The sequence below is a fragment of the Ilumatobacter nonamiensis YM16-303 genome (assembly GCF_000350145.1).
GTDB classification, from domain to species: domain Bacteria; phylum Actinomycetota; class Acidimicrobiia; order Acidimicrobiales; family Ilumatobacteraceae; genus Ilumatobacter_A; species Ilumatobacter_A nonamiensis.
The window spans coordinates 1-5,624 of sequence record NZ_BAOL01000316.1; the positions used below are offsets into that span (position 1 = coordinate 1).

Genomic DNA, 5,624 nt, shown 5'->3' on the forward strand with positions numbered 1-5,624 from the left:
GCTCCGTGCGCGAACTGTTCACGAGAACGCTGGTTGGTCGACGATCAGGGGCGGGTCGAGTAGGCGCCGGGTGGGAGGGCGCTGATCGGGCCGTGGAGCGCGTGACCGCCGTCCACGTACAGGCACTCCCCCGTCACGTACGCGGCTGCGGGCGATGCGAGGAACACCACCGAGTTGGCGATGTCGCTCGGGCGGCCCGGGTACGGGAGGGGGACAGCGGACATGTCGTTGCCGACCTCCTCGTCATACGTCTTCTCCCAGCCGTCGGTGCGGAACGCGCCAGGAGCGACACAGTTGACGCGCACCTTCGGTCCCCACTCGAACGCCAGCGTCTTGGCCAACTCGATGACGCCGGCACGGGCGGCGGCACTGTGCGCGATCCCGGGGATGCCGCGGCCGACGATCGCGACGATCTGGATGATCACCCCACCGCCGCCATCGAGCATCTGGTTGCCGAACACCTGCGTCATCGACCACGTTGCGTTCAGGTTGAGATCGACGACGCTGTTCCAGCCGTTCGGACTGAACCGACGCGCTTCCTGAGGGAACTGTCCACCGGCGTTGTTGACCAGGATGTCGACGTCGTGCCGCCCGGCGAGAGCTTCGACACTCGCCCGATCACGGATGTCGACCAGATCGGTGACGACTTGATTCCCCGTCGCCGAGGTGATCTCCGCTGCGGCCTCGTCGAGAACCTCCTGGCGACGTGCGGCGATGACGACGTCGGCGCCCGCTGCGGACAGCCCCTCGGCGATCGCTCGACCGAGCCCGGTTCCACCACCGGTGACCAGCGCCGTCGAACCCGCGAGGAGGTCGGGAACGAAGATCGCCGAGCCGGGTGAACGAGCGACCGAATCGCCAGGCGAGGAAGCAGGAGACGTCATCGGACCATCATGGACGCCACCCGGTGGCGCCGGACGATTCGGACACACCCGACGTTCCCGATCGTGTGCCCGGCTCGACCGTGCGCGCCGTTTCCACCATCACCACCGGAGCCTCCCTCGTCTCGTGGCCTGGCGGATCCGACCCGTCACGCTGGCGCTGACTCTCGATGCGGCTCCGAAGCATCTGCCACGAACCGGCGATCCCCTGCGGGAACTTCATGGCGACCAGGACGAGTGCGATGCCGGTGATCAGGAACTGATCGGGCGACGAACCACCGCCGAGGATGACGACGATGAAGAGGCCGGAAGGAGCCAGGATCCCGCCCACGACGGCGCCGGCGATCGAGCCGACGCCACCGACGTAGCCGAGCGCCAGCACCAACAGACCATCCTGCGCGCTCAGGCCACCACCGTTGAACGTCATTGCCTTGTAGGCGAACATCAGCCCGGCGACGCCTGCGAGGAGCGACGCGATCGCTGCCGCGAGGACCTTGGTCTGCGCCACATCGATCCCTGCGGAGGCCGCCGCCCGCTCGTTCGAGCGCACCGCGAGGAACCGTCGGCCGAGGGGTCCACGCCGCACGCCCTGGACGACCGCCGCACACAGCGCGGTGACGACCAACATCACCACTCCGAACACACGCGCCGGAAACTGCTCACCGTCGAAGATGCCGAACTCGAAACCGCCGATGCTCGGCGCGTCCACCTGTGCGATCCCGCCGCGCCCGACGAACGTCGGGCTCCGGAACAGCAGCTCGTCGAAGACGACCGCGAGTGAGAAGGTGACGATCGCGAACTGAACGCCGCGCACGCGCAGCGCGGGAATGCTCACCAACGTTCCGACGACGATCGTCACGGCGACCGCAGCCATCGGCGCGAGCGGGAAGCCCAGTGGACCATCGAAGCGAGACAGCATGAACGCGCTGAACCCGGCGAGTGCCAGTTGGGCGAGCGAGACCTGGCCGATCAGACCGGTGAGCACCCCGATCGACATCAGCAACGTCGCGACGAACATGGTCTGGAGTGCTGCGAACCGCACCGTGGGGTCGCCCGAGACCACGACGATGAGCGCGATTGCGAGCGTCAGCGCCCAGACGCGCGCATCGGCTCTCGCGAGCACGACGGGAACCTGCGCGCGTTCGAGAATCGCCGCGCGATTCGGCAATCGCTTGCCGACGAGGATCAACGCCCCGACGATCACCACGAACGGGACCAGCGCGCTGATCCCACCCAGGAAGAAGCGCGGCACCTGCTGCTGCGCCACGATGTGCACGGCGATCGCCTCGAAGCTGCCGATCGCGACCGCCGCCCCGACCGCAACGGAGATCGACTGGAGCCGTGCCGCCAGCGCGGCGCCGAGTGCCGGCACGACGAAGAGGCTGAACGTGAACGGGCTCACGCCGCCGAGCGATGATCCGACGATTCCGACCGATCCGGCGAGCGCGGCAGCGAACAACCAGTTGGTGAGACCGATCCGGGTCGGGTTCAGTCCCAGCAGGATCGCGCCCTTCTCGTTGAGGAACGCGGCGCGAGTCGCCAGACCGAATCGGGTGAAACGCTCGACCACACCGACGCCCAGCGCGAGCACGCACACCGCGACGAGCAGCCACAGTCGATCGACCGGGAACGGGCGACCACCGAGCGAGATGACGTCGTCGGGGAGGATCGACGACACGCGGAGCGTGACGTTGCCGAAGCCGCGGGTGGCGAGCGCCTGCAGCACGAGCGTCAGTCCGACCGTGGCCACCAGCATGGTCACCGGTGGCGCCGACCGCAGGCTGCGGATCACCACCACGTAGATGACCGCCGCGACGATCAGACCGACCGCCATCCCCAGCGCGGCTGCGGGAACGAAACTCATCGGGTCGCCGAGTCGGAAGCGGTTCGGCAAGCCGACGATCGGGATCACCAGATCGCCGCTCGCTCGGAGTTCGGCGAACACCATCGCCGGGATCATCGCCATCGCCCCGACCGCGAAGTTGACGACACCGCTGCCCCGGTACGTGATGATGACGCTCATCGCGAACGCCGCATAGAGCGCCCCGGTCCCGACGCCGAGCAACGCGTAGAAGGGCCAGTCGCTCACCGCGCGACCGCCTGCGTCACGTCACGGGCCGGTCCCGTTGCGTGTCGCTCCGCTTCAGTGCAGTGCGGCATCGCCGAGGTAGCTCGCCTCGAGCACACCCCGGTTGGCCAACAGTTCCTCCGCCGTGCCGGCGAGGAGCACCTCACCGTGGTTCAGCACGTATCCGCGGTCGGCCACTTCGAGCGCCATGTGGACGTGCTGCTCGACGACCAGGACGCCGCAACCGGTCTGGTCGGCGATGTCGCGTACGATCGGCAACAGTCGCTCGACGATGATCGGCGCGAGTCCCAAGCTCATCTCGTCGACGAGCAGACACTTCGGTTCGGACACCAGTGCGCGGGCGACCGCGAGCATCTGCTGTTCGCCACCCGAGAGCAGACCGGCTTGACGACCGCCGAGCGGTTTGAGGGCGGGTAGTAGGTCCATCGCCCGTTCGTACGCTGCCTTGCGCGAGCCACGGTCGCCCGTCAGACCCAGGCGGATGTTCTCGTCGACGGTGAGATCGAAGAACAGCGAGCGGTCCTCGGCCACATGCGCGAGCCCGCGCCGGGGAATGGTGTGCGGCTTGTTGCCGTCGACGGCTTCGCCGAGCACGGTCACCTCACCCTGCAGTGGCGCCAAGAGCCCCGACAGGGTCAACAGCGTGGTCGTCTTGCCCGCCCCGTTCGGTCCGAGCAGCGCAACGACCTCGCCGCGGCCGACCGTGAGGTCGAGGTCGCGCACGACCGGGATTCCGCCGTAGCCCGTGTGGAGTCCACGGACGTCGATCAGCAGATCCTCGCCGCCGGGAGCGGCGCCGGTTCCCGTGTCGGAGTTGGTGTCGGTGCTCATCGCGTCTCCTCGCTCACGTCGTGGATGATGTCGTCGATCGCCCCGGCGATGTCGCCGGTCTGTTGCTGTCCGCCGAAGGTCGCCCCGCTCGATGCCTGAGACTCTCCGGCGCTCTCGCCCAGATACGCCGAGATGACGGCAGGGTCGGCCCGGACCTCGGCCGGCGTTCCCTCGGCGATGATCTCACCGAAGTCGAGAACGTAGATGTAGTCGCACACGTTGAGCACGAGGCCCATGTCGTGGTCGATCAGGAACAGGCTCATGTCGTGGTCGAGGAACTCGCGGAGGTGTGCTCCGAGCAGTTGACTCTCGGCGGTGTCGAGACCGGCTGCCGGCTCGTCGAGCAAGACCAGCTTGGGCTTCGCTGCGAGGGCTCTGGCCACGCTGATCAGCTTGCGCTGCCCGTGGCTGAGATCGCTCGGCAGCGTGTCGGCGCGGTCGGTGAGGCGCATGATGTCGAGTGCCCAGTCGACCTGCTCCCTGTACTGCCGTTCATTGCGTCCCGGCATCAACACGTCGGTGATGATCGAGTGCCATTGCGCTCGCTCGGCCCCGGCCATGAGGTTGTCGCGAACCGTCAGATCCTCGAACAGTTCCAGCGACTGGAACGTGCGCGTCAACCCGATCTTGGCCCGCTTGTCGGGGCTCAACCCGGCGAGGTCGACGCCATCGAAGGTCACCTTCCCCTCCGACACCGGAGTGAACCCGGTGATCGCGTCGATGAAGGTCGTCTTCCCGGCACCGTTGGGTCCGATCAGCCCGACGAGTTTGCCGGTGTGACAATCGAGGTCGATGTCGCGGTTGGCGTACAGACCGCCGTAGTTGACGCTGAGTCCGCGTGCTTCGAGCAGTGCCATGGTCAGATCATCTCCGGTGCGTGCTCGCCCTCGTGGGCGGGAAGGGTGTCGAGGTGGTCCATGTCGTCGAGATCGTGGTGTGGCGGACCCGAATCATCGTCGCCGCTGGGTCGTCCGTAGCGGATGATGCGATAGATGCTCCGAGCGAACAATGCCAGAGCCGCTCCGTACAACGGCATCCAGAACTGATCGTACGTGTCGACTCGCAACGGCCAGACGAGGTAGCCGAGGATGGCGCCCACCACCGCCGTCGGACCGAATCGTTTGGCCCAACTGACCCATTGCGATCCGGCCTCGGGGAACGTCGGCGAGAGCGGACCGAGGAAGCGGGCGAAGGCCAGGAGCGCGAGGTAGACGATCGCGACCCAGATCAGGATCTGGAACTCGATGATGTCGGTGAACCGGATGTTGTAGACGAGGAACGCGAAGCCGACGACGGCCGACGCGAGGACCACCTTCACCAACACACCACGGGCGCCGCGGTAGTTGCGACGGATCGTCTCCAAGCCGGGGACGGAGTGCACGATCCAGTCCCCTGCATGTCTCATCCCCTCCCCGAAGAACGGCGCCACCCCTTCCGGGTGGATGATCGCGGTGACGATGATGCCGATGCCACCGAGCGGGGCGAGGTAGTTGTCGATGTTGGTGCCGGCGAAGAAGTAGTTCGACGTGGTCGGGACCAGCGCCCCTGCGCTCAGCAGCATGCCGGCGACCATCGCTCCGTTGATCGACGTGATGCCGGCGAGATACGCGAACGCGAGCACCGACAGGCTGAAGCCGTAGAGGAAGTTCGCCGAGGACACCTCGACCTGCTTGAAGCCGAGCATCACGCCGCCGATTCCCGCGATGCCGGAGCTGAGCATGAAGGCGAGCAGCTTGGTCCGAGCGACGTTGATCCCGGCCGCAGCAGCCGCACGCTCGTTGTCACGGACCGCCAGGAATCGTCGACCGATCCCGGTGCGGCGC

The 5,624-nt window shown here is 67.1% G+C and carries 5 protein-coding genes; all 5 read right to left on the bottom strand.

All coding sequences use genetic code 11. From position 1 onward, the window contains the following. Positions 1 to 44 precede the first annotated feature (44 nt). Positions 45 to 884, bottom strand: a complete 840-nt coding sequence (locus tag ON45_RS20280) for an SDR family oxidoreductase (protein WP_051063490.1) — start codon at positions 882 to 884, stop codon at positions 45 to 47. Positions 885 to 891: 7 nt separating this feature from the next. Continuing rightward, positions 892 to 2,970, bottom strand: coding sequence for an ABC transporter permease (locus ON45_RS20285; RefSeq protein ID WP_040496549.1), 2,079 nt, complete (start codon positions 2,968 to 2,970; stop codon positions 892 to 894). A 54-nt stretch (positions 2,971 to 3,024) separates the two neighbouring features. Then, positions 3,025 to 3,801 (bottom strand): ABC transporter ATP-binding protein, encoded by a 777-nt coding sequence (locus ON45_RS20290; RefSeq protein WP_051063491.1) that lies wholly within the window; start codon positions 3,799 to 3,801, stop codon positions 3,025 to 3,027. Continuing rightward, entirely contained in the window at positions 3,798 to 4,658 is an 861-nt protein-coding gene (locus ON45_RS20295) for an ABC transporter ATP-binding protein (RefSeq protein ID WP_083915206.1), read from the bottom strand. Before ON45_RS20295 ends, ON45_RS20290 begins: the two co-directional genes overlap by 4 nt. Before the next feature lie 2 nt (positions 4,659 to 4,660). After that, positions 4,661 to 5,624: ABC transporter permease subunit (locus ON45_RS20300; RefSeq protein WP_040496551.1), on the bottom strand; the 964-nt coding region annotated here is incomplete at its 5' end.

Coding starts and splice junctions, on each gene's coding strand:
- ON45_RS20280 (WP_051063490.1), bottom strand. CDS start 884: ATGACGTCTCCTGCTTCCTCGCCTGGCGATTCGGTCGCTCGTTCACCC.
- ON45_RS20290 (WP_051063491.1), bottom strand. CDS start 3,801: ATGAGCACCGACACCAACTCCGACACGGGAACCGGCGCCGCTCCCGGC.
- ON45_RS20295 (WP_083915206.1), bottom strand. CDS start 4,658: ATGGCACTGCTCGAAGCACGCGGACTCAGCGTCAACTACGGCGGTCTG.